Raw genomic sequence first — 23,607 nt, 5'->3', positions numbered from 1 at the left:
TGAAAAAAGGTGCTTCCAAATTTTCATTTTATTGCAAATATAATGTTCTAAATTTAGCTCTCAACCCTAATTTCAAATCCTCAACTAAGCTTATCTGACGACAGATTATTTGTCAATTAAGGTTAGCTTATCGACTGCTGGAGTACGTGGTCTTGATTCCTGGGCTCGCCCAAATCAAGTTTGGACAGCACTTCAACTAGCGCAGCATCCTCCTGAACAGGAACACCATGTTCTTTGGCTTTTTCTAAAATGCTATCCGCAATGGGCCGCTCCCCTTGGCAACGACGATCGACGCTTCGCTCTCATCAGGCGTATATTTAAGGGCGACCGCCTTCTTCATGGAAGGAGAAGAAGGTTCCAAGGGCTCTCCTGCGGATGAGCATCGTTTTTCCAACACCCGGCGGTCTCATAAGAAGGATATCATGATACATTGTCACGCATTGAAAAACTAAGTAATATCAAGGATTTGGCGATACTAAGCAGTTTTCCTTTCGGCGGGAGATCGCTTTTTTTCTTGTAGGCTCTATTAAACACATTTGTGATTTTCTTATAATTTCATAAATACTATCAATTTAAAATTTATCAGGAACGATGTATTGTCGAGTTTACTTTCCACGATGATGTAACTCTAAAAAGAAAACAAGTAAGCCGTCTCCCTTTGGGTCGGCGCGAAGAGAAGAAGCCGAAGGCTAGGTAAGTCTGATGAGAAATTGAAGGAACAAAAAAAATCCTGAGATGTCAGGACTTTTTTTGTTCTATACGCTGCCCGAATTCGACATTTTATTTCCGCGTAGTGGCGGGAGTTTTCAGTTTTCACCCGTGAGAAGTGCGTTCAGCAGGTCTGAACGATTAGAAAACCACGACTGAAAGTCGTATATTGAGGGGACTACCCCAGCCAGTATTTCCACGCACAATTACTATACCGTCGTCATGCGGAACGACGTTATGGATCGTCATGGTAGCAGCTCCTTGAAACGGCTTAACTTGACCGCCAAAAATACCAATTTCCGTGATCGAGACAAGTACCCTACTTGAGGAATTAACAAACCCAGCCAGGTTCAAGCGACTTTGGAACAAATTCGGACCTACATTGTTGAGACTAAAAATGAACGCGGTACCTGCTTTAGTTCTTAGGCGACGCGTAGGTTTCAGAATTTTTCTAGAAGAATTTACTTTTCCCATTCGAATCAACTTCCCTTCTTTTTTGATAATATAAAATATGCTAGTTTTTATAGAATCGAAACAGACAAACGGATTGGAAAAAGTGACTATCTTTATCACTAGGCAATAAAAAAAGCCCCGCGATGTCAGGGCTATGGTCTAAAACTTGATTGAAGTGAGCGAACGAAAAACGACGGAGAGCTGCTCAAGCGGATTGCCACGCTACAAATGAAGATCAAGGAACTCCGTGAGAACGAATAGAATTACCGAGAGCTGCACGATTGGAGAAGATCTGCTGACCGTAAATTTGACGCTTTTATGGATCAGCAGAATATTATGCATTCCTGCTGCAGCGATAACTAACACACGTTTGGCGTGCAGCTGACCAATACATCGCTGTAATCCTCCACATTACTGATCAATGCTTCTTGCTCACACAACGGTATATGCTCTGCTTGGGGTAATGGTCATAGGAATGGATTATGACTTGTTCATTGGCAGTACAATTTTGATTGGTCGCTTGGCCGTCCGGTCAGAACGCCATCTATCCATATAGACAAGCTTCATGTAATTTTCCATACATATCAAAAAAGCACCTCTCCTCATATTGAAATGTCCCTCTCGGGAATCATTGCCTATATGAAAAAAGGTGCTTCCAAATCTTCATTTATTGCAAATATAATGTTCTAAATTAGCTCTCAACCCTAATTTCAAATCCTCAACTAAGCTTATCTGCCGACAGATTATTTGTCAATTAAGGTTAGCTTATCGGCTACTGGAGTACGTGGTCTTGATTCCGGGATAACTTCAGGATAGCCTGCATATATCATTCCAATTACCTTCTCACCTGGTTGAATTCCCAAGCAATCACGGAATTTAGGCGAATACAGAAATGGTTTTGTCACCCAAAACGTTCCGATCCCTTTGCTCCATGCAGCAAGCATAAAGTTTTGAACAAGCGCACTGACTGCTGCAAAATCCTCATCCCAAACCGCTTGACGCGGATCTTCTTCCATCACCACTAAAAGCTGAATCGGGTTGTGCAGAATTCCACTCTCAAACTTGTTGTCTTTACCAATATCGGCTGCAATGGCTTTTGCAAGCTTTTTCCGTCCCTCACCAGCAAACAACAGAAAACGCCACGGCTCACGCATTTTATGATTAGGAGCCCATACAGCGACGTTCAGTAGTTCTTTAATCGTATCTACCGGGATAGAGTCAGGTTTAAATCGTTTAATCGTCCGGCGTTCCTGAATTACATCTATGACATGTTCACTAAAGGTATGCTTTGTCACGTAAATCCTCCTTCACAGGTACAACGACTAGATATTCATTATAGAATGAAAATGATAACTATTCTCAATAAAATATACCTGCAGCTTTCCTTTCTGTCAACCTGTACATATGAATTCAGTCCTGTGTTCCAACATCCAAAGAAGTTCTTACTTTTTTAAAAGGCATCTATAAAATGGTCCGTAACAACAGCCGTTTCAGCAGATAATCGTACAGAAATCATATCAAAACGGATTGGAGATTCTCCCATTCCGTTCATATGCAAGTATACTGCGGCTGTTTGGCGAACCTGGGTTATTTTACGTGCAGTAACTGATTCGGCTGGTGTTCCATATTTAGAGCTGCTTCGGCTACGTACTTCAATAAATACGAGTATGTGCTCCTGCTTGGCAATCAGATCTATTTCTCCACTACGGCATCGCCAATTGCGCTCCAAGATACGATAACCCAAGTTTTCTAAAAACAAAGCCGCGGCTTCTTCGCCCATCGCTCCTTTGGCTTTCCGCTGGTCCTTGCCTCTAGTCTTCATTTCATTTCCCATCACCAGTCATCCCTTGGAGCAAGCCGATCCATTTGATATATATATGTTAGCACCTCTGCTACCAACTGATAGAGTTCAGCAGGGATTTGCTCGTCCAAATCAAGTTTGGACAGCACTTCAACCAGCGCAGCATCCTCCTGAACAGGAACACCATGTTCTTTGGCTTTTTCCAAAATGCTATCCGCAATGCGGCCGCTCCCCTTGGCAACGACGATCGGCGCTTCGCTCTCACCAGGTGTATATTTAAGGGCGACCGCCTTCTTCATGGAAGGAGAAGGAGATTCCAAGGGCTCTTTCATATTTTAAGATCGACTCCTTTGTACGGCTGAGGCACATAGCTTTGTACCTCTGAAGAGGCGGGGCTGCTCTGTTCAGCCCTTGTGGGCATAGGCTCGGTACGCAGTGTTAGAAGTTGGTAGCCTAGCGACTCCAGCGCGGTACGAATGGACTCACGCCCACTCGTTAATAGCGAAGCCGCCCATTCCTGATCATTATGAAGCTTGAGACTTACAATCCGATCTACAACCTGCACATCCACCAGCGTCGGACCAAGTCCCTTCATGTCCAAATCAAACCAAAGTCGACAGTTGGAGGCATCCAGCTCTCCGCGCTTGCCACGGCGGGACTGAATCTGGATTGTAGCTGTTTCGCGACCGTCCGGTCCAATAAACGGTATAAACATGTGCACTTGTGCAAAAGGCGCCGTTCGGTCTGTATTTAGCAGCAGCTGCTGGCCTGTCAGGTGCTGTACAACCTGCTGAGCCGCCTCTTTCAAAGCGGGCGGCAGGTCGTCGCTGCTCATTAGCTGTAGTAGCGCCCCTTTAACGGTGTCTGCGGCCGCTGTCACGGAGTTGTCTGTCGTAGTCGCTAAACCCGGCAGCGTCTGCAACACTCCCTCAGGCGGCTCCGTACGTGCCGCTGCCCCTTGCGCGAGCTGCGCAGTCGAGCGGTGTACCTGCTGCTCGTGCTCTGCACCGAGCAGCTTCAGCACACGGCCTACCCACGGATCCTCCGTGGGGCTGAGCTGCATGCTGGGCGCCGCAGACTGTGAAGCAGCGGCATCCGCAGTCCGCGAAGCGCCAGCCGCTGGCTGCGCTACCTCTGCTGAGGACTGATCTGGCGCAGCCGTGCTCAGTTCGGGTGGCACTGCTGCACGTAGCTCTTGCAGCAGGAGGCGCAGCCGCTGGAGCGGCGCCTCTGGCACAGTAGCGTTGTTCGTCGCGGATGGTAGCGTAGAGCCAGCGGCTTGCTGTGCGGAAGGACGGTCTGCCGTGACTGCGTTTAAGGCAGACTTCGTCCCCGTAGACTCTGCCGTGGCCGGAGTTGGAGCACCATCGGCATCCTTAAGCTGCGTACCTGCCGCAGTGGCTTGCTGTTGTTGCTCCGCTTTGACGCGGGAGCCGTTTAATGCATCAGCAGCGCCCGATTCAGGCGCATTGGCACCAGCATCCAATACCACTGTCGCTCCTCGCCCGCTAACTGCTTGCGGTTTTTCTGAAGCAGTCCCGTTGGATGCAAATGCAGTAGATCCCGCCGAAGTATCCGAATCTGTAGCCAAAACACTCGCTTCGCTTACTGTAGCAGCGAGATTGGCTGCCTGAGTCCCTTTTAACAATTCCTTGCCGCCTGTGACTTGTTGTCCTGTTTCTGCCTGTTTTGTAGCAGCAGAGGCAGAAGCATCCTTGGACAATGTTAAAGCTTGGCCTTCCTGTCCCTCTGCAATCACCACAGAAGAAGTGCCTGTTGGACTAACTGACGTTCGGTCAGTGCTTTTTATTGTGGTTGCTTCCCCTACTGAACGGTCAGTAGGCGTTCCCTGTCCTTGCTGCTTTAACACCGCTTCAAGTTCTTGCTCCAACGATGACAACAAATCATTTAAAGGAGGCCCAAACATTGTTTGACGCAATCCATTTATGCTTTCGGCCGTTAATGGAAGTCCCCGCTGAAAGGCAACTGCCGCTGCCTGCACAAACGTTCCCAATTGTACATTGCCGCTTTGCTTCGACAAGGCTTCTTGCAAAGAAGCCGCATTTTCCGATGTCAACGGCACACCATTCTTTTGCATTGCCTGTATAAGCTCCCTGTTTTGAGCTGTATCCGGCAGTCCCACCGATTCCAATACGTCTGTCAGCGCTACGGTTTGCTGTGGCATATTGGCAGCATCATTCAGAGGCTTAAGCACAGTCATTCCGCTGGAAGAAGCCGGTTGTACCTGAAACGTTGCAGTCTGTCCAGGTTGAAGAGGGGTCTCCAGCTTTGCCCTGACTTGAGAACCCTGTATTTGCAATACAGCCTCGTCGCCGTCCTCAGACACCTTTAATACGACTCCTCTTACGACCTGGCCTGGCTGCATATCAAGTTTTTTCGCCTCTCCCGCCTTCACATCTCCAAGTAATCCCCGGAATACAGATCCGATGTTCATATCGCCCCTCCTCTCACTCTCCCCCTACTCAAAAGGGTCTGTAATATTAGATATACTTTATATCGGTATTGTCCTGATTCATAATAAGTATCTACAGATCAAACAACGTTGGTTGCTCGGTCAACAAATTGCCTAAAAAGCTGCGTCTATGCATTTCTGTAGGCCCTAGCGCCAAAATTTGTTCTCTATGCAACTTGGTAGCATAACCTTTATGTATACCAATCCCATATTCCGGATATTTCGCATCCCATTCACCTTTGCATAGCCGATCACGAGTCACCTTGGCAATGATAGAAGCTGCCGCAATAGACTGACTGTTCGCATCTCCCTTAATGATGGATAGCTGAGGAATAGGTACATCTACCTTTTCTGCATCCACAAGTAAATAATCAGGAGACACATGTAAAGCCTCAACAGCCTTTTTCATAGCTAAACGAGCCGCTTGTTTAATATTGATTTCATCAATCATCCGCGCGTCTACATGACCAACTCCTACAGCAATCGCCTTCTCCATAATCAGTTCGTAGTAGGCTTCTCTTTTCTTGTCCGTCAATTTTTTGGAATCGTCTACCCCCTCCAATAACTCACCAACTGGTAAAATGACTGCTGCCGCCACAACATCTCCAAACAGACATCCACGCCCTACCTCGTCAATACCTGCAATCCGCTCACAAGATTGTTCCCAGCATTTTTTTTCATAGTGCAGCATGTCCTTTACTGCGTTCTCTTTAGCTTCCATATTCAATACCTGCCCATCTTTACGTAGTTTAAGCTTCATCATGCCGTAGCTCTAACAATTGAATTCAGCTTACCACAGACCTCTACTGTTCAAAACCCTTTTCTATCTACCTTTACATACCAAAAAACCTTCCTCCTCTCCGGAGAGATGGGGAAGGTTCTTCCTTGCCACAAAATGCAATGTTCTGTATCAGATGTACCAGCTCTATCAATATGGTGCTTCTAAACTGAATCGTCCCAGCTTCCCTGCACGTAGCTCACGCAAAATAATTTTTGACGCCTTTTCGAGATCTACACGTCCACCACTAACAATACAGCCACGCTTACGTCCGATAGCCTCCATAACGTTCACAACATCATCTGGATTTTCTGTATCCTCAGGGCGTTCGGTAAGCTCAAAACGTTCTGCCATGGCATCCCAATAATATTGAACAAGATATTTTGTCGCGAAAAAGGCAATGTCCTCTACATTTAAAATTTCTTCCTTAATCGCGCCTGTAACTGCTAGACGATAGCCCACGTTCTGATCCTCAAATTTAGGCCACAAAATACCTGGTGTATCCAGCAATTCAATTTCTCCGGTCTTGATCCACTGTTGTGCCTTCGTTACTCCGGGGCGATCACCCGTAGCTGCAATATTACGTCCTGCCATTCGGTTGATCAATGTCGATTTGCCGACATTCGGAATACCGACAATCAAAGCACGTATAGGACGCGGATTCATTCCCTTCGAAATCTGCCGGTCTATTTTTTCCTTAAGCAACAGCTTGGCCTGAACCGGAATTTCTTTGAGCCCCGTCCCTGTCGTGGCATCTACTGGAAAGGCTACATGCCCCTGTTCCTTAAAGTAGGCAATCCATTGCTGTGATACTACAGGGTCCGCCAAATCTGCCTTGTTCAAAATAATCATTCGCGGCTTGCCTTGCAAAATATCATCAATCATTGGATTTCGGCTGGAAAGCGGCAACCGAGCATCAATCAGCTCAATAACCAAATCAATCAGCTTTAATTTTGCTTCAATTTGGCGGCGCGCTCTGGTCATGTGACCAGGAAACCATTGAATCGTCACCGTCATCACCCCATTGAGCGTAACTCCTACTTTCACCCTTAGGGTCATAGTTAGGATTACGGCAGCTATGCTGCTTATTAGTTATTTCTAGTGGTTAATCCACTGCATATCCTTCACAGGCCAAAAAATGACATCAGCCCGGCCCACGACTTCCTTCAAATCAATATATCCAATCATCCGACTGTCTGTACTATTGGAACGGTTATCGCCCATAACAAAAATATGCCCTTCTGGCACTTTTCCATTCTTAAACTTTTCATTTGGAAAATTGGTAAACTTGTTGTAAAGTTCGCCATTTTGATGTGCTTCTTCCAAAGGAGCCTTGAGATAAGGTTCTTGGATCGGCTTACCATTTACTGTAATCGTGTCACCTTCTACCTTGACCGTATCACCCGCAACGGCAATGACGCGCTTGATGAAGTCTCTTTTTTCTTCCGGGACATGGAACACGATCACTTCACCCGGTTTAGGAGCACGAAAATCATACAAAATCTCATTTACAATGACGCGTTCTCCGGTATGAAAGTTAGGCTGCATTGACGGACCATCCACAATAAAAGGCTTAAAGAGAAGCCAGCGGATTAAAAAGACAAGCACTAACGCAATAATGATGGCCTTGAGCCACTCAAAAATCTCATTTTTTGGTTTACGCTTGGGCGTACCATCCTGATCAGTTGGCTGCTGCACAGCTCCTTGTCCTACTTCTTGCTCCATAGCTCACTGTCCTCTCTTTACGGTCAATAATCCACAGTTCCCTATGTACGTAGAAAAAACGAAAGGAGCTTGTAACCAAGCCCCTTTCGTTATTCGTTGTATTAACGACGAATTTCTTTAATTCTCGCTGCTTTACCGCGCAGTTCACGAAGATAATAAAGCTTCGCACGACGCACTTTACCACGGCGAGCCACTTCGATTTTATCGATTTTTGGGGAATGAAGCGGGAAAGTTCTTTCCACACCTACACCGTAAGAAATTTTACGAACTGTAAAAGTCTCACTGATTCCACCACCACGGCGTTTAATTACTACACCTTCAAACAACTGGATACGCTCACGAGTTCCCTCGATAACCTTCACGTGCACTTTCAAAGTGTCACCAGGACGAAAGTTAGGCAGATCTTTACGCAGTTGTTCTTCAGTAATCGCTTGGACGATATTCATCTATGACTCCCTCCTTCCGTACAGGTGTTCATGTTTCTTCTGGAAACTCTTCCGTTTCCTTCATCATCCACAGAGGACCACCGTATTACACACAACAGATGTATTGTATCATGGAGGTTACCGCATTGCAACAACAAAAAGGGATTTGACCAAACATTATTTAATTGACTTCATTATAAAACAGGTCCCTGCCTGCTTTCAAATCCACTCATGTTAATAGTGCTTTATCGCTTGTCCCTCGAACTGTCCAATTGGTGCTGCTCCTCAATCCACGCGCGCTCCCTGCTTGTCAGTTCAGCCTGTTCCAGCAAGTCCGGTCGACGTTCCATCGTACGACGTAACGCCTCTTGTCGTCTCCAAGAGTCAATATTGACATGATGCCCTGATAAGAGTACATCCGGCACTTTCCAGCCCCGAAACTCAGCAGGCCGAGTATAATGTGGGTATTCCAACAGTCCTGTACTAAACGAATCTGTTACCGCACTCGTTTCATTACCCAACACTCCTGGTAACAACCGTGTCACACTATCAATGACGACCATGGCTGGTAGCTCGCCACCAGTCAATACATAATCTCCGATCGAAAGCTCATCCGTCACCAGATGCTCTCGAATACGCTCATCATAACCCTCATAATGTCCACATATAAAAATAAGATGGTCCTCTTTGGCAAGCTCTTCCGCTTTTTTTTGCGTAAAAGTCTCTCCTTGTGGACACATCAAAATAATACGCGGAGTTTTTATGTCTGCGTTATGTTCGGCATCTTCATCTCCAATACCTTCAACGGCAGCTTCAAATGTTGATTGCTCTGATTTATCCAACAGCGCTTCCACGGCAGCAAAAATAGGGTCTGGCTTCAAAACCATGCCGCCTCCACCACCATAGGGCGTATCATCCACTTGCCCATGCTTGTTCCCGGCATACTGGCGAAAATTAACCGCTTGCAGTGATACAATCCCCTTATCCCTTGCTTTTCCCAGAATGCTTGCATTAAAAACGCCATCAAACATCTCTGGAAACAGGGTCAGTACATCCACCCGCATTACAGCAGACCTTCCATTAATCGTACTGTAACCCGTTTTTCGCGCACGTTTACATCCAAAATAACATCCTCTATATACGGCAATAGCAGTTCCTTACCTTTAGGCATTTGGACTACCCATACATCATTCGCTCCCGGTGTCAAAATTTCTTTTACCTCACCGAGCTTAGTTCCGTCTTCCGTTACTACTTCCATACCGACTACTTCATGAAAGTAAAACTCGTTTTCTTCCAATTCTCCTAACCGTTCAGCAGAGACCTTTAACAAAGTACCTTTATATTTCTCAACATCATTGATGTTGTGATATTCCTTAAATTTTACGACAACCATATTTTTTTGAAAACGAGCTGTTTCTACAGTTACGGGAATCGGTGCTTTGCCATCTGCTGGAACAATCAATAGCTCGCTGCCTTTGGCAAAACGATCCTCAAGAAAATCAGTTGTCGTTAATATTTTTAGCTCACCGCGAATTCCATGTGTATTCACAATTTTCCCGACATTAAACATTTGCTGCATCGTGTTCCTCCTGCATATAATCGGCTCCGCTCCATATCATCTTCATCATGTACGAAAAAGGGTTAGGACATACATCCTAACCCACTTTCGTATATCTTTAAGATATGATGTCTACGGTAACCCGTTTATCCATCTTAACGGCTGCTGATGCAACCACAGTGCGAAGCGCCTTGGCGATACGTCCCTGCTTGCCAATGATCTTACCCACATCCTCAGGATGTACACTAAGTTCATACACTACAAGTCGATCCTTCTCCAAGGTCTTCACGGTCACATCATCCGGATGATCGACTAAAGCCTTAGCAATGATTATCACTAATTCTTCCATGGTTGACCCTCCGTATCAGCACCTTATTTCTGTGTTTTAAGCTCATGAAACTTTTTCAACACGCCCGCTTTGCTAAGCAAGTTGCGAACAGTGTCGGATGCTTGTGCACCATCTTGCAACCATTTCAGCGCTTTATCTTCATCAATTTTTACAACCGCTGGTACTGTAATAGGGTTGTAGTAACCGATTTCTTCGATAAAACGACCGTCACGCGGGGAACGGGAATCAGATACCACGACGCGATAGAAAGGAGCTTTATGTGCACCCATACGTTTCAGACGAATACGAACTGCCACGAAAATTCACCTCCTTCAAAAAGTAGACTGTATATTGCTATCCTATAACTCCAAAGGCCTATCGACCTTTTAGCGGAAAGGAAACTTCATACCTTTGCCCATACTCTTCAGCTGTTTCAGAGCCTTGTTTTTGCCACCCTTAGGACCCATCATATCTGAGAACTGCTTCATCATACGGCGCATTTCGTCAAATTGCTTAATGAGACGATTTACCTCAGCCAGCGATGTTCCACTGCCTACAGCAATCCGCTTGCGACGACTATGATTAATCATGTCTGGGTTTTGCTTTTCCTGTGTAGTCATCGAATGAACGATAGCTTCAATCCGGCCCATCTGTTTGTCATCCACTTTGATGTCTTTCATTTGCTTCATGTTGCCCATACCAGGAATCATATCGAGAATCTGGTCAATTGGGCCAAGCTTCTTAACCTGATCCATTTGCTCCAGAAAATCCTCGAAAGTAAACTCGGCATTGCGCATTTTCCGTTCCATTTCCTTCGCCTTATCGGCGTCGATATTGGACTGCGCTTTTTCAATCAGGGACAGCATGTCACCCATGCCTAAAATCCGTGAAGCCATCCGCTCAGGGTGAAATGGCTCCATTGCATCCAGCTTCTCACCCAATGTAGCAAATTTGATCGGGCATCCTGTCACAGCTTTAACCGACAAGGCCGCGCCCCCACGAGTGTCGCCGTCCAGCTTTGTCAGTACAACTCCCGTTAACTCAAGGCTATTGTTAAAGTGCTCCGCAACGTTAACTGCATCCTGTCCTGTCATGCTATCTACAACCAGCAGAACTTCATCCGGCTTGACATTAGTATGAATCTGGCGCAACTCTTCCATCAGTTCTTCATCAACATGAAGACGACCGGCAGTATCTATAATAACGTAGTCATTACCATTATCCTTAGCATGCTGCAAACCCTGTTTTGCGATTTCCACCGGGCTTGTCTGATCTCCCAATGTAAATACAGGTGCGTTAATCTGCTCACCGAGAATCTGAAGCTGCTTGATCGCGGCAGGTCTGTAAATATCACCAGCTACAAGCAATGGACGATGGTTTTGCTTTTGCAACAACTTCGCTAGTTTACCTGACGTCGTCGTCTTACCTGCGCCCTGGAGACCCACCATCATAATGACTGTAGGCGGTTTGTTTGCTTTGGCAAGCTTGGCCTGACTGCCACCCATCAACTCGGTCAATTCCTTGTTTACAATGTCGATGATGACCATGCCTGGCGTAAAGCTGTCCATCACTTCCTTACCAACGGATTTCTCCTTTACCTTGGCAATAAAGTCCTTTACAACCTTGAAGTTAACGTCCGCTTCAAGCAAAGCCAATCGCACTTCACGCATCGCCTGAGCTACATCATCCTCAGACACTTTTCCTTTGCCGCGCAATTTACTGAATACATTTTGCAAGCGAGTCGATAATCCTTCAAATGCCATACTTTCGCACCTCCTTGTCTACCAGGGTTGTTAGTTCTTCATTTATATATCCTACAATTCCTGCAGGCGATTTACAATTTGTTGGACATGTTGCAATGTATCCTTATCGGGCTTACCAACTTTTCCGAATGCATCATATAATGTCGCATTCAGTTCCTCTAAATCTTGGATTCTACGTTCATGCTTACTTAGCAATCCAAGCTTTTCCTCATACATTTCTAATACCTGTTCAGCACGTTTAATATGTTCATAGACTGCCTGACGGCTAATTTGAAATTCCGATGCAATTTCCCCTAAAGAAAAATCATCATGGAAGTAATATTTTAAAAACATCTGTTGCTTCTCTGTAAGTAGAGGTTCATAGAAGTCAAACAGTCGGTTAATCCGGTTTGTCTTTTCCAGCCGATTCTCCTGACTCATCGTGTATACCTCCATCGTCAAGGAAAAACACTTTACAGTTCTTTTCAACGTTCCTTATCATACATAAAAGAAAAGAAGATGTCAAGCGTTATCCCTTGTCATATAAAAAAAAGCCGATCCGCTACCCTTAAACGGGAAAACAGATCGACTTTTTTGTCCCTCTCACTCACACTCTTACCGGAGTAAGATACAGCAGAATAGCCAGAAAATGAAGTATGCTGCCTGCTAAAACAAACAGATGCCAGATCGCATGGTGATATGGAAATGCTCGCCACACATAAAAAATCGTGCCCAGCGTATACATAAGACCACCTACGAACAATAGCGTCATCCCTCCGGCGGGAACAATGGCCATCAGGGGATTCCAGGCAATGGTAATAAGCCAGCCCATTATAATGTAAAACACAGTAGACATAAACAGGAAGCGTTTGGTGAAGAACGCCTTGAACAGTACACCAAACAAAGCGATCCCCCAAATCACTCCAAACAGCGTCCATCCCAGAGTACCTCGCAATGCAACGAGCATAAAAGGGGTGTAGCTACCTGCAATGAACAGGTAAATACAAGAATGATCGAATATTTCGAACAAATCCTTCAATTTTCCTTCACGCAGGCTATGAAGCAACGTGGAATTGGTATACAGCAACAGCATTGTAATTCCGTAAATTGTAAAGCTTACGACATGCCAAGCAGTTCCTTTCATGCTAGCAAAAACAATGAGCAGCACAAGCGCCGCCACACTTAAAACGGCTCCAATACCATGTGTAATCGCGTTAGCTACTTCTTCCCGTCGGGAATAAGTATAGGTGTTTGCCATCGTTTTTTCACCCGGCTTCCTGAGTAATATTTTTTTACAAGAATTTATCCGGCATCGTCAAACCTTTTGCTTTCATTATACAGTTGGGCGGGCTTAAGCAGCAACAGGAGCACTGCTTAGTCCCAGACTTATAAGCAAGTCTAATCAAACGGATTAGTTCTGCTCTTCCTCGCCAGCTTCGACAGCCTCTTCTTGGATCAAACCGGCGAACAATGCATGAACAAATTGTTCTGAATCAAACGGTTGAAGATCATTCACTTTTTCACCTAAGCCCACCAGCTTAACAGGCAAATTCAATTCCTGACGGATAGCAACAACAATCCCGCCCTTTGCTGTACCATCCAATTTTGTCAGTACCAGACCGGTTACGCCGCTCTTCTCACCAAACAGCTTGGCTTGGTTAAGTGCATTTTGTCCAGTCGTCGCATCAAGTACCAACAACACTTCATGAGGAGCGTCTGGAATTTCACGTTGGATAACGCGGAAAATCTTGTTCAATTCTTCCATTAGATTGCTTTTATTCTGAAGACGTCCTGCTGTATCGCATAACAAAACATCTACTTGACGCTGCTTGGCAGCCTGTACGGCATCAAACATAACCGCAGCTGGATCTGAACCAGATTGCTGTTTAATGACCTCTACACCTGCCCGTTGGCCCCAAACCTCCAACTGTTCAATCGCGCCCGCCCGGAACGTATCTCCAGCAGCCAACAATACTTTTTTGCCCTCTTGTTTAAAACGGTGAGCCAACTTGCCAATGGTCGTTGTTTTTCCGACTCCATTGACGCCTACGAATAGAATAACCGTAATCCCGTCTGGATTCATTTTGAGCTGACTATTGTCATTCCCCCGCAGCAACTCAGACAGCTTTTCCGACAGTACAGGCTGTAACTCGGACGCATCCTCGATTTTGCGTTTTTTCACTTCTCCCCGCAAGTCTTCAATGAGGTTCATAACCGTATTGACGCCTACGTCCGCTCCGATCAGAATTTCTTCCAGTTCCTCGTAAAATTCCTCATCAATTTTTTTACGGCGAATCATCAGGTCCGTTACTTTTTCAACGAAACCTTTACGTGTTTTTTCTAAACCGTCTTTGAACTGCTTTGTGACCGATTCCGTTTTGCTTGCGATGCTTTCCTTCAATTTTCTAAAGAAACTCATGGATTCCCTCCGTTGATCTGAAAGTATGTTATTTGATGTCAGGCAATCTCAGCTTCATCGTTGTCCAGCTTGACAGATACGAGTTTAGAAACCCCGCCTTCTTCCATCGTAACCCCGTACAGCACATCGGATTCTTCCATGGTGCCTTTACGGTGTGTAACTACGATAAACTGTGTCTGCTCTGAGAATTCCCGTAAATACTGAGCAAAACGCACCACATTTGCTTCGTCTAATGCTGCCTCTACTTCATCGAGTACACAGAATGGAACAGGTTTAACGTGTAAAATGGCAAATAATAAAGCCATTGCTGTTAGAGCCCGTTCACCGCCTGACAACAACTGTAAGTTTTGAAGTTTTTTGCCTGGAGGCTGAGCTACAATGTCAATGCCCGTCTCCAGCAAACGTTCCGGATCAAGCAACACAAGGTCTGCACGTCCGCCTCCGAACAGCTTGGAGAAAACCGTTCCAAATTCGCGACGAATCGCATCGAACGTGGTCTTGAAGCGCTTGGACATTTCATCATCCATTTCACGAATAACCTGATAGAGCGTTGTCTTGGCCTCTACCAAATCAGACTTTTGCTCATCAAGAAACGTATAGCGCTCATGTACACGCTGGTATTCCTCAATAGCACCCAGATTGACCTCACCCAGCGCAGATATCCCGCGTTTGAGCCTTTCCACCTCACTCTGCGTACCTTCAATATCTTCCGGTATAGGGTAACGCTGCTTGGCCAGCTCATAGCTGAGTTCATAATCATCACTTAATTTTTTCAAAACATTTTCCAGTTCCACATCAAGTCGGTTTACTCCAATTTCTGTTTGGCGAAGCAGTTCCTCCACCGACTTAAGCTGAATTCGCTGTTCTTTTGTGTCATTCTCAGCAGCTTCCAGTTTTTTGGACAAGCTGCTGCGTGCAGCCCGTTTGAATTCCAATTGCTCTGCAGCTTCTTCCTTTTTCAAACGGTATTGATTGAGATTCTCAATTTGTTTCACGGTCTCCTGCTCATTGGTAAGCAAATCCGCTTCGATGGAAGCAAGCAAGGTCTTGTTTTGTCTTGAATCCTTACCAAGGGTATCATAATCCCCACGCAGTCTGCGAATCTGCTCTTCCAATGAAAAGCGCTCTTGGTCCAGCTTGCCTTCTCTTACCTTGAGATTGGTGAGCTCTCCTTGCAACTGCTCTTTGGCTGATTCATTCGCTTTACGCGCAAATTCGGCAGCGTGAATGGCTTGATGCGTTTTCTTCTCTTCTTCCTCCAGCGCAGCCAACTTTACCAGTGCTTCTGCACGGGAAGCTTCCAACTCCTTGATTTCCTGGTCAAAGCCTTTTTTCTCCTGGCCAGACGCAGCTACCTGCTCCAGAACATGACGAAGTTCATGCTCAAGTTGTTTGAGCTCCATTGCCATCTGCTGCTCTTCGGTCCGCTTCACATCGCCGCCCTGGCGCAATTCATCCAGACGGGTCTGTGTCTCCTCCAACTGTCGTTTGGTATCTATTGCACTCTGGCGCAACCTGGCAATTTGCTGTTCCGTGTCTAGAATGTCTTGATCCAACTGATCCAGCTGACGTTTACGGCCCAGCAGATTAGCATTTTTCTTGAACTGGCTCCCCCCAGTCATGGAACCACCTGCATTGACAACATCGCCTTCCAGCGTGACAACACGATATCTATATTGACAACGGGCCGCAATACGATTGGCATCTTCCAGCGTACGGGCAATGACCACATTCCCCAAGAGACTGCCTACGATTCCGGCATATCGATCATCGTACTGAACAAGATCTGCACCGATCCCGACAAAGCCTTCTGCGCTTTCCACAATTTGACGTTCTCCAGCACCAATCTGACGCGGGCGGATAACGTCCATAGGCAAGAATGTCGCTCTGCCCAATTGACGTTGCTTTAGAAAACTGATCGCCTGTCTGGATACCGATTCATTTTCCATCACAATATGCTGAACTGAAGCGCCCAAAGCGGTTTCCATCGCCTGCTCTAAATGCTCAGGTACCCGAATCAGCTCCGCTACTGCTCCATGCACACCGTGCAAAGTTCCTTTGCGTGAAGCCTTTAACACCTCTTTAACTCCGAGCATGAAGCCGTCAAAGTCATCCTGCATTTCTTTCATCGTATCTCGCCGTGAAATTTGAGCCTCACGTTTTTGTTCCCATTTACGAACCGTGCCCTGGTTTTCTTCCAGTAGTTTTTGCAGGGCCTGGTACTGTTCACTTCCCTGAATATAGCCACTGCGCAAACTGCTAATTTCCTGTCCCAGCTTCTGAATCGTCGCTTCCAACCCTTTTTTGCGCTGTTCAAGTTCGACTTTTTGGGCTTCCCATTTGCCGGATTCATCACTGACGCGATTCACTCGGCGTTCCAACGCTTCCTTCTGTTGGTCGGTATAACGAATTTCGTTACGCGCCTGCGCCATCTGATTCATCAGCTCCAGCAGACCACCCTTTAGGCTTTCTTCCTGCTCCTGGCTGATTCCACCTGTGACGCCAATCAGTTTGGCCTCTTCATCAGACAGACGCGCACGCAACTCGTCCAGCTCTACATTCAGCGCTGACAGCTTTTCGTTCAGCTGATCCAGTTCGCTTTTGCGTTCGGAATGCCGTGATTCACTTGTGCTGAGGGATAAGATCAATTGTTCCCGATTGGCCTCCAAATTGCGTGTGCGCTCTTTGAGCAATTCACCGTATCCTTCACTTTTTTCCGTAGCTTCACTGTATTGCAGCAGATCCTTTTGCAGACGTTCTACTTGCTCTTCCAGCTGCCGTAATTCATTACGATCGTTTTCCAGCATCGCATCATGGCGGGACACTACTGTAGACAACTGAAGCTGCTCTTGCTGCAACAAAGCTAGTTTGGAAGTCGCATCGCTCCATGAAGTATGAATTTGTTCAATTTGATGGACGTACATCGAAATTTCTTTTGATTTTAATTCACTGCGCAGCTCTTTAAAATAAATCGCCTTTTCAGACTGCTCCTTAAGAGGTCCAATCTGATCCTCTAGTTCACTGACCAAATCGTGAATACGCAGCAAATTTTGCTCTGTTTCATCCAGCTTGCGAACTGCATCTTTTTTACGTGATTTATATTTTACGATACCCGAGGCTTCCTCAAAAATACCCCGTCGATCCTCAGATCGGGTACTCAAAATTTCTTCAATACGTCCTTGCCCAATAATCGAATAAGCTTCTTTACCAATCCCTGTATCCATAAACAGCTCAGTAATATCCCGAAGTCTGCATGATTGACGATTAATGAAATATTCACTATCCCCACTCCGATGCACACGTCGCGTTACCGTCACTTCACCAAAATCCAGAGGCAATGCCTGATCTTCATTATCTAGCGTAAGTGATACTTCACCGTAATTAACAGCCTTACGAGCATCACTACCTGCAAAAATAATGTCCTCCATCTTGCCGCCACGCAGTGATTTGGCACTCTGTTCGCCCAACACCCAACGAATTCCGTCGGAAATATTACTTTTTCCACTCCCATTGGGTCCGACGACTGCCGTAATGCCGCGGACAAATTCCATTTCCGTTTTATCTGCAAACGATTTGAAGCCCGCCAGCTCAATGCGCTTTAAAAACATGCTCAATCTCACCTCTAACATTCAAATATGCTTGTACAACTTCATTGACCTGATTGATTGAATTATCCTTATTGTAGCATAAGACTAATTTGAAAAAAGCACAGTATCGACGTTCACTTTACAGCAGTAAAGCCACGAAAAAAGAGCAAAACGCAGTCCATTCGCCATTATGGGCCGGGACTCCCCGCGGACTGCCCTTTGCTCTTACTTTGTGTCCTCTGCTTGCGTCACCCGTTCGGGCCGCTCAGGTACCGATTACGATTCCGCCAGCTTCAAACGGTTTAAAGCAACTGCCGCCGCTTGCTGCTCAGCTTCCTTTTTGGAGCGTCCTGTACCTGCCCCCAGCCGTTCGCTGTCCATATATACCTCGGCTACAAACTCGCGTTCATGGGCAGGTCCGCGTTCCTCGACAATCTTGTATTCAAGCATCCCCATGTTATGATGCTGCGTCAGTTCCTGAAGCTCTGTTTTGAAATCACTCATCTGAAGCTTACCGTTTAATACAATTTGAGGAAAAATATAACGTTCTAGAAACGACCGGACGGCTTCCAGACCCTGATCCAAATAAAGCGCGCCTACGAACGCCTCGAACACATCAGCCAACAGAGCAGGACGAGTACGTCCGCCTGTCAGCTCTTCACCTTTTCCAAGCAATACATACTGCCCAAACTCAAGCCCGACAGCAAACTTCACCAAAGAAGGCTCACAGACAATAGCTGCACGCAACTTGGTTAGTTCGCCTTCGGGCCGGTTAGGGTACTGATTGTACAATTGCTCAGACACCGTCAGTTCCAGAACAGCGTCACCCAGAAATTCCAGACGCTCATTATCTGCATGCTGACTGAACCGATGTTCGTTTACGTAGGAAGCGTGCGTAAAAGCCTGCTTCAGAAGCTGCCGATTGTTGAATTGAATATGAAGTTTCTGCTGTAATTGCTTCAAGTCTCCACTCAACGAACTGACCCCTTACGCTTCATATTTTTTTAGAATAACCGTAGCATTGTGACCGCCAAAACCAAAGGAATTGGACATAACCACATTCAGTTCCGCTTTTCTCGGCTTATTAGGTACATAATCAAGATCACAAGCCGGGTCTTGATTATCCAAATTAATTGTTGGCGGAATTGTCTGATGTTGGAGCGCAAGACCACAAATTACGGCTTCAACGCCTCCCGCTGCACCCAGAAGATGCCCTGTCATCGACTTGGTTGAACTGATCGCTACCTTATAGGCATGCTCTCCAAGCGTTTTCTTAACTGCTTCCGTCTCCGATTTGTCACCAACCGGCGTAGATGTACCATGTGCATTGATATAATCGATATCTTCAGGATTCAATCCAGCATCACGGATCGCCATTCTAATGCAGCGTGCTGCTCCCTCTGGATCAGGCTCCGTCATATGATGGGCATCGCCTGAAAGACCATAGCCAATCACTTCGCCGTAAATATGTGCACCACGCTTCAAAGCATGATCCAACGATTCCAGAATCAGTACACCAGAGCCTTCGCCCATAACAAATCCGTCCCGTTCGGTATCAAATGGACGACTTGCCTTTTCCGGCTCATCGTTACGTGTGGACATCGCTCGCATGGAGCAAAATCCAGCAATACCAATCGGACGAATCGTTGCTTCGGCACCGCCGCAAATCATAGCGTCAGCGTCACCGCGCTGAATCATGCGGAAGGAATCACCGATAGCATGACTACCTGTGGCACAAGCCGTAACTGGCGATGTATTGGGACCCTTAGCACCGAGTGAGATCGAAACTTGGCCGGAACCCATATTAGCAATCATCATCGGAATGAAGAAAGGGCTTACGCGTTTAGGTCCCTTTTCGATCAGTGCATTATGCTGATCTTCCCAAGTGCCCAATCCGCCAATACCAGAACCAACAGATACACCAACACGCTCAGCATCCACATTCTCTCCGATTACGAGTTTGCTGTCCTCAAGCGCCAATTTACTAGCAGCAACCGCGAACTGCACAAAGCGGTCCATTTTACGCGCATCCTTACGATCGATATAATCCTCTGGATTAAAATCTTTAATGGAAGCGGCTATTTTCGTAGTGTATTCACTTGTATCAAAAGCTTCGATTTTACTGATACCAGATTTTCCAGCCATCAGATTATCCCATAGTGTGTTCAAATCCTGTCCCAGCGAAGTGATTACACCCATTCCTGTTATGACAACACGTTGTTTCAAAGATAATCACCTCTATGTCTACTGCAAATTGTATTTTTAGTTCGCACACGCTTGTGTACAAAAATAATATAGAATCAACTAAAGTTAGTAATGCCGCATTATACTCAGCCCTTGACGAAGTGAAGCTGAGATGAAGTCAAAAACACGCGACAATTCCGTCTTTAGTTCAATCTGTATAATTAGGAGAAAGTCCCGCCTGTAACAGAACGGGACTTTTGATGACATGAATTAGGTATGAGATTGTATGTACTTCACAACTTCACCTACAGTTGTAATTTTCTCTGCATCTTCATCAGAGATTTCCATATCAAACTCATCTTCCAATTCCATAACCAATTCAACTACATCGAGAGAATCAGCGCCTAAATCATCTTTAAAAGATGCTTCAAGTGTAACTTCGGCTTCGTCGGCTCCCAAACGGTCAACGACAATGCGTTTTACGCGCTCCAATACATCGGACATCCGGCTCACCTCCTCCTTATGGTATTATACGAAAATTACAATTAAAATGCCATAGAAGAGAGTTTTCATTAACTACTCTCCATCGGGGCATGCGGATTGGCAACAAGAACTACATATACATGCCGCCATCCACATGCAAAGTCTGGCCCGTCATATATGAGGAAGCATCCGAGGCCAAGAATAGCACCACATCTGCAATTTCCTCAGGCCGTCCAAGACGGGCCAGCGGAATACCGCTAAGCATATTGTCACGCAAATCATCAGCCAGCACCTGTGTCATTTCAGTATCAATGAATCCAGGAGCCACACAGTTCACTGTAATTCCTCTTGAGGCAAGCTCTCTAGCAGAGGATTTAGTAAGACCAATCACTCCCGCTTTAGCAGCGACATAGTTGGCTTGTCCTGCGTTACCAAGTACACCAACAACGGAAGAGATATTGATAATTCGTCCAGAACGCTGCTTCATCATTGGGCGTGTGGCCGCCTTGAGACAATTAAACACACCCTTAAGATTCGTTTCGATCACCTGATCGAATTCCTCTTCTTTCATCCGCATGATTAAATTATCTCTTGTTATGCCAGCATTATTCACCAGGATATCAATCTTGCCCCAAGCGCCAATTACATCCTTGATCAACTGATCAGCTTCTTCAGCACGTCCCACATTAGCCTGAACTGTAATAGCTTCTACACCTTTGGCACGAATCAGCTCTGCTACCTCAGTCGCAGCCGCTTCGCTACCAGCATAATTTACTGCGACATTAGCCCCTGCTTCAGCCAGCGCCAGTGCGATACTACGGCCAATTCCGCGCGACGCTCCCGTAACCAGCGCTGTTTTTCCACTCAATGGCTTAGACATCATAGTCCTCCCTTGCAAGTATTTAACCCGTAAAGGCAATCATTAATACTTTTAGCGGGCTTCCAGGGCTTCTGTTATAGAAGCAAACGACTCCAGGCTACTCATGTTATACAGCTTAACCGTTTTGTCAATCTTTTTAACCAGTCCGGTCAAAACACTTCCCGGTCCAAACTCAACAAAGGTGTCCACACCTTGTTCCAGTAACCATGCTACGCTGTCTTCCCATAGTACCGGAGAATAGACCTGTTCCACCAACAGTTGGCGAATTTCACTTCCCTCACGTACAGGTTTTGCTGTCACATTGGTCACAACCGGAATCTGAGCTTCAGCAAATTTCACAGTCTCCAATTTACCGGAGAGCTTGTCCGCCGCTTCCTTCATCAATGACGAATGAAAAGGTCCGCTGACCTCCAAAGTAATAGCACGCTTACCGCCTGCTTCCTTCACACGTTCAGCGACGGCAGCTACGCCCGCCTTTGTACCGGATACAACAATCTGTCCGGGACAGTTGATGTTGGCCAATTCAACCAGTTGGCCAGACTCCGTAATATCACGGCACAATGCTGCCAATGCTTCACGATCAGCTCCCAGCACAGCAGCCATCCCGCCTTGTCCATCAGGAATGGCCTGCTCCATAAACTGACCACGTGCACGAACAGTCTCAACTGCATCCTCAAATGTGAGAACACCGGAAGCCACTAGCGCACTGTATTCTCCTAGACTGTGCCCAGCCACATAATCAGGGCGGATGCCCTTTTCCTTGAACGCTTCATACAACGCAATGCTCGCCGTTAACAGTGCAGGCTGCGTATTGGATGTTTGCTTCAAGGCTGTGTCAGGCCCTTCAAATATCAGTGTGCTTAGCGCGAAACCCAAACGTTCGTCCGCTTTACGGAATACTTCTGTTGCAGCTGGAACTGCTTCATAAGCATCTTTAGCCATACCTACAGCTTGTGAACCCTGACCGGGAAATATAAATGCCGTTTTGCCCATCGTGCATGCACCTCTCTGTATCAATGCTTCTTCTGTAAAACACCAGACAAATTCAATATTATATCAAAACTGCCACTTAATTACCAGATAAGAACCGACGCACCCCAGGTCAAACCGCCGCCAAAGCCCACCATTAGTATACGGTCGCCTTCCTTCATGCGGCCTTCCTCAGCTGCTTCCACAAGAGCGAGAGGAATAGATGCTGCGGATGTATTCGCATATTTATTAACATTAATAACTACCTTTTCCTCTGGTAAATCCAAACGTTGCATTGCGGATTGGATGATTCGGATATTGGCTTGATGCGGAACGAACAGATCGATGTCGTCTTTGGACATTCCAGCTTTTTCCAACACATCAACCGTTGCTGTTCCCATAACGCGAACCGCGAACTTGAACACTTCGCGTCCGTTCATGTAAATATAGTGCTGTTTATTTTCCAGTGTATCCGCACTCGCAGGCAAACGTGAGCCCCCAGCTTCCAACTTGAGCAAGGTGCCTCCAGCGCCTTCAGCCCCCAGATCAAAGGATTGGAATCCTCTACCTTCAGGTACTTCACCAATCACTACAGCTCCTGCTCCATCTCCGAAAAGAACGCAGGTGTTGCGGTCAGTATAATCTGTAATCCGGGAAAGGCAGTCTGCACCAATAATTAACGCATTGTTATAAATACCTGTCTTAATGAAACTCGTTGCCGTAGCCAGCCCGTACACAAAACCCGAGCATGCAGCAGACAAATCGAAAGCCGCTGCGCCTTTGGCCCCCAACTTGTCCTGAAGAATGCAAGCAGTTGACGGAAACGCCATATCTGGTGTAACCGTAGCTACTATAATCAGGTCCAGATCTTGTGCCGTCATACCCGCAGACTCCAACGCCTTAACTGCTGCTTCATAAGCCAAATCAGATGTAGCCTGCTCTGGAGCAGCAATATGGCGCTCCTGAATCCCTGTACGGCTAACAATCCACTCATCACTTGTTTCAACGATTTCTTCCAAATCTTTATTGGTCAGAATTTTCTCAGGTACGTATTTCCCTGTTCCGATAACACCAACCGGCCGTAATTTATTCAT

General features: G+C 46.2%; 23 protein-coding genes and 2 pseudogenes. All 25 read right to left on the bottom strand.

Annotation, left to right across the window (positions count from 1 at the left end; all coding sequences use genetic code 11):
- Positions 1-164: 164 nt before the first annotated feature.
- Positions 165-340: pseudogene (locus EGM68_RS10010) on the bottom strand (EscU/YscU/HrcU family type III secretion system export apparatus switch protein); the annotation flags it as partial.
- A 1,142-nt stretch (positions 341-1,482) separates the two neighbouring features.
- Positions 1,483-1,693 (bottom strand): annotated as a pseudogene (locus EGM68_RS26520) (ATP-binding protein); the annotation flags it as partial.
- A 211-nt stretch (positions 1,694-1,904) separates the two neighbouring features.
- Entirely contained in the window at positions 1,905-2,456 is a 552-nt protein-coding gene (locus EGM68_RS09995; RefSeq protein ID WP_040101582.1) for a nitroreductase family protein, read from the bottom strand.
- Positions 2,457-2,611: 155 nt separating this feature from the next.
- Complete coding sequence (locus tag EGM68_RS09990; RefSeq protein WP_013370656.1) at positions 2,612-2,995, bottom strand: YraN family protein; 384 nt, start codon at positions 2,993-2,995, stop codon at positions 2,612-2,614.
- Positions 2,995-3,294 (bottom strand): EscU/YscU/HrcU family type III secretion system export apparatus switch protein, encoded by a 300-nt coding sequence (locus EGM68_RS09985; RefSeq protein WP_013370655.1) that lies wholly within the window; start codon positions 3,292-3,294, stop codon positions 2,995-2,997. The genes EGM68_RS09990 and EGM68_RS09985 overlap by 1 nt, the downstream gene beginning before the upstream one ends.
- Positions 3,291-5,417, bottom strand: coding sequence for a prolipoprotein diacylglyceryl transferase (locus EGM68_RS09980; protein WP_129549099.1), 2,127 nt, complete (start codon positions 5,415-5,417; stop codon positions 3,291-3,293). Before EGM68_RS09980 ends, EGM68_RS09985 begins: the two co-directional genes overlap by 4 nt.
- A 91-nt stretch (positions 5,418-5,508) precedes the next feature.
- Complete coding sequence (locus EGM68_RS09975) at positions 5,509-6,195, bottom strand: ribonuclease HII (protein ID WP_025676862.1); 687 nt, start codon at positions 6,193-6,195, stop codon at positions 5,509-5,511.
- 168 nt (positions 6,196-6,363) lie between these two features.
- Positions 6,364-7,224 (bottom strand): ribosome biogenesis GTPase YlqF, encoded by an 861-nt coding sequence (gene ylqF, locus EGM68_RS09970; protein ID WP_014599660.1) that lies wholly within the window; start codon positions 7,222-7,224, stop codon positions 6,364-6,366.
- 87 nt (positions 7,225-7,311) lie between these two features.
- Entirely contained in the window at positions 7,312-7,938 is a 627-nt protein-coding gene (gene lepB / locus EGM68_RS09965; protein ID WP_025676859.1) for a signal peptidase I, read from the bottom strand.
- Between the two features lie 101 nt (positions 7,939-8,039).
- Positions 8,040-8,384, bottom strand: a complete 345-nt coding sequence (rplS, locus tag EGM68_RS09960) for a 50S ribosomal protein L19 (protein WP_007429998.1) — start codon at positions 8,382-8,384, stop codon at positions 8,040-8,042.
- Positions 8,385-8,608: 224 nt separating this feature from the next.
- Entirely contained in the window at positions 8,609-9,427 is an 819-nt protein-coding gene (trmD, locus tag EGM68_RS09955; protein ID WP_013370650.1) for a tRNA (guanosine(37)-N1)-methyltransferase TrmD, read from the bottom strand.
- Positions 9,427-9,942 (bottom strand): ribosome maturation factor RimM, encoded by a 516-nt coding sequence (gene rimM, locus EGM68_RS09950; protein ID WP_013370649.1) that lies wholly within the window; start codon positions 9,940-9,942, stop codon positions 9,427-9,429. The genes trmD and rimM overlap by 1 nt, the downstream gene beginning before the upstream one ends.
- Before the next feature lie 97 nt (positions 9,943-10,039).
- Positions 10,040-10,270, bottom strand: a complete 231-nt coding sequence (locus EGM68_RS09945) for a KH domain-containing protein (RefSeq protein WP_013370648.1) — start codon at positions 10,268-10,270, stop codon at positions 10,040-10,042.
- Between the two features lie 23 nt (positions 10,271-10,293).
- Positions 10,294-10,566 (bottom strand): 30S ribosomal protein S16, encoded by a 273-nt coding sequence (rpsP, locus tag EGM68_RS09940; RefSeq protein ID WP_013370647.1) that lies wholly within the window; start codon positions 10,564-10,566, stop codon positions 10,294-10,296.
- A gap of 69 nt (positions 10,567-10,635) precedes the next feature.
- Positions 10,636-12,012, bottom strand: coding sequence for a signal recognition particle protein (ffh, locus tag EGM68_RS09935; protein ID WP_025676852.1), 1,377 nt, complete (start codon positions 12,010-12,012; stop codon positions 10,636-10,638).
- Positions 12,013-12,063: 51 nt separating this feature from the next.
- The gene (ylxM, locus tag EGM68_RS09930) at positions 12,064-12,432 is read right to left on the bottom strand and encodes a YlxM family DNA-binding protein (protein WP_013370645.1); all 369 of its coding nucleotides are present in this window, start codon (positions 12,430-12,432) and stop codon (positions 12,064-12,066) included.
- Positions 12,433-12,598: 166 nt separating this feature from the next.
- Entirely contained in the window at positions 12,599-13,249 is a 651-nt protein-coding gene (gene trhA, locus EGM68_RS09925; protein WP_016819276.1) for a PAQR family membrane homeostasis protein TrhA, read from the bottom strand.
- A 153-nt stretch (positions 13,250-13,402) separates the two neighbouring features.
- A complete protein-coding gene (gene ftsY / locus EGM68_RS09920) occupies positions 13,403-14,410 on the bottom strand; it encodes a signal recognition particle-docking protein FtsY (protein WP_013370643.1) in 1,008 nt (335 codons plus the stop codon).
- A gap of 38 nt (positions 14,411-14,448) precedes the next feature.
- Positions 14,449-18,018: a chromosome segregation protein SMC gene (gene smc, locus EGM68_RS09915; RefSeq protein ID WP_129549098.1), complete on the bottom strand. Its 3,570-nt coding sequence runs from the start codon at positions 18,016-18,018 to the stop codon at positions 14,449-14,451.
- A gap of 255 nt (positions 18,019-18,273) precedes the next feature.
- Positions 18,274-18,972, bottom strand: coding sequence for a ribonuclease III (gene rnc, locus EGM68_RS09910; RefSeq protein ID WP_013309856.1), 699 nt, complete (start codon positions 18,970-18,972; stop codon positions 18,274-18,276).
- Positions 18,973-18,984: 12 nt separating this feature from the next.
- A complete protein-coding gene (fabF, locus tag EGM68_RS09905) occupies positions 18,985-20,223 on the bottom strand; it encodes a beta-ketoacyl-ACP synthase II (RefSeq protein ID WP_013370641.1) in 1,239 nt (412 codons plus the stop codon).
- A gap of 228 nt (positions 20,224-20,451) precedes the next feature.
- Positions 20,452-20,685: an acyl carrier protein gene (locus EGM68_RS09900; RefSeq protein WP_007429985.1), complete on the bottom strand. Its 234-nt coding sequence runs from the start codon at positions 20,683-20,685 to the stop codon at positions 20,452-20,454.
- A 109-nt stretch (positions 20,686-20,794) separates the two neighbouring features.
- Positions 20,795-21,544 (bottom strand): 3-oxoacyl-[acyl-carrier-protein] reductase, encoded by a 750-nt coding sequence (fabG, locus tag EGM68_RS09895; protein WP_013370640.1) that lies wholly within the window; start codon positions 21,542-21,544, stop codon positions 20,795-20,797.
- A gap of 51 nt (positions 21,545-21,595) precedes the next feature.
- Positions 21,596-22,537 (bottom strand): ACP S-malonyltransferase, encoded by a 942-nt coding sequence (fabD, locus tag EGM68_RS09890; protein WP_025676844.1) that lies wholly within the window; start codon positions 22,535-22,537, stop codon positions 21,596-21,598.
- An 80-nt stretch (positions 22,538-22,617) separates the two neighbouring features.
- Positions 22,618-23,607 carry a beta-ketoacyl-ACP synthase III gene (locus tag EGM68_RS09885; RefSeq protein ID WP_013370638.1) on the bottom strand — a complete coding sequence of 330 codons (990 nt, stop codon included), beginning with the start codon at positions 23,605-23,607 and terminating at the stop codon, positions 22,618-22,620.

Source organism: Paenibacillus sp. M-152, assembly GCF_003856555.1.
Lineage (GTDB): Bacteria > Bacillota > Bacilli > Paenibacillales > Paenibacillaceae > Paenibacillus > Paenibacillus polymyxa_C.
The sequence above is the reverse complement of the archived record's forward strand: the minus strand, read 5'-3'. Positions and strand labels throughout refer to the sequence as shown.

Bases quoted from the DNA above. Each gene is read 5' to 3' on its own strand.
- EGM68_RS09985 (WP_013370655.1), bottom strand. From the start codon at position 3,294: ATGAAAGAGCCCTTGGAATCTCCTTCTCCTTCCATGAAGAAGGCGGTC.
- trmD (WP_013370650.1), bottom strand. From the start codon at position 9,427: ATGCGGGTGGATGTACTGACCCTGTTTCCAGAGATGTTTGATGGCGTT.
- EGM68_RS09975 (WP_025676862.1), bottom strand. From the start codon at position 6,195: ATGAAGCTTAAACTACGTAAAGATGGGCAGGTATTGAATATGGAAGCT.
- ylxM (WP_013370645.1), bottom strand. From the start codon at position 12,432: ATGAGTCAGGAGAATCGGCTGGAAAAGACAAACCGGATTAACCGACTG.
- lepB (WP_025676859.1), bottom strand. From the start codon at position 7,938: ATGGAGCAAGAAGTAGGACAAGGAGCTGTGCAGCAGCCAACTGATCAG.
- EGM68_RS09980 (WP_129549099.1), bottom strand. From the start codon at position 5,417: ATGAACATCGGATCTGTATTCCGGGGATTACTTGGAGATGTGAAGGCG.
- trhA (WP_016819276.1), bottom strand. From the start codon at position 13,249: ATGGCAAACACCTATACTTATTCCCGACGGGAAGAAGTAGCTAACGCG.
- EGM68_RS09900 (WP_007429985.1), bottom strand. From the start codon at position 20,685: ATGTCCGATGTATTGGAGCGCGTAAAACGCATTGTCGTTGACCGTTTG.
- ffh (WP_025676852.1), bottom strand. From the start codon at position 12,012: ATGGCATTTGAAGGATTATCGACTCGCTTGCAAAATGTATTCAGTAAA.
- fabG (WP_013370640.1), bottom strand. From the start codon at position 21,544: ATGTCTAAGCCATTGAGTGGAAAAACAGCGCTGGTTACGGGAGCGTCG.
- ftsY (WP_013370643.1), bottom strand. From the start codon at position 14,410: ATGAGTTTCTTTAGAAAATTGAAGGAAAGCATCGCAAGCAAAACGGAA.
- smc (WP_129549098.1), bottom strand. From the start codon at position 18,018: ATGTTTTTAAAGCGCATTGAGCTGGCGGGCTTCAAATCGTTTGCAGAT.
- rplS (WP_007429998.1), bottom strand. From the start codon at position 8,384: ATGAATATCGTCCAAGCGATTACTGAAGAACAACTGCGTAAAGATCTG.
- rimM (WP_013370649.1), bottom strand. From the start codon at position 9,942: ATGCAGCAAATGTTTAATGTCGGGAAAATTGTGAATACACATGGAATT.
- EGM68_RS09945 (WP_013370648.1), bottom strand. From the start codon at position 10,270: ATGGAAGAATTAGTGATAATCATTGCTAAGGCTTTAGTCGATCATCCG.
- EGM68_RS09990 (WP_013370656.1), bottom strand. From the start codon at position 2,995: ATGGGAAATGAAATGAAGACTAGAGGCAAGGACCAGCGGAAAGCCAAA.
- fabD (WP_025676844.1), bottom strand. From the start codon at position 22,537: ATGGGCAAAACGGCATTTATATTTCCCGGTCAGGGTTCACAAGCTGTA.
- EGM68_RS09885 (WP_013370638.1), bottom strand. From the start codon at position 23,607: ATGAATAAATTACGGCCGGTTGGTGTTATCGGAACAGGGAAATACGTA.